The sequence below is a fragment of the Paraburkholderia sp. SIMBA_053 genome, from assembly GCF_046534895.1.
Classification (GTDB): domain Bacteria; phylum Pseudomonadota; class Gammaproteobacteria; order Burkholderiales; family Burkholderiaceae; genus Paraburkholderia; species Paraburkholderia caledonica.
Window position 1 is genome coordinate 1 of sequence record NZ_JAWRXU010001176.1, and the last position, 254, is coordinate 254.

The 254-nt window shown below is 37.4% G+C and carries 1 pseudogene; it reads left to right on the top strand.

Annotated elements, in window-relative coordinates:
* A pseudogene (locus SB753_RS39355) lies at positions 1 to 254 on the top strand (hypothetical protein); the annotation flags it as partial.

The following is a 254-nucleotide window of genomic DNA, read 5'->3' on the forward strand; positions in this document are numbered from 1 at the left end:
CCATTGATCTCTTCACTTGCTGCTCATACCTTTAAAAAACTAAAAAAGCCAACTCCAGATTTAGTTAAGGCTCTGTTGATTAATAAAGCTGAGATAGAGAATCATGATGACTCTTTAGGTTACGGCACTCCTTGGAGTGAAGAGCATCTTCCCTGGGTTTGTGCAAATAATACTGTAACGCTTGCTTGGACTTCAATATTGAAAGCTGGTTTTTCACATTATTGGAATGATATCCCAATTCCAGATGAAATGTT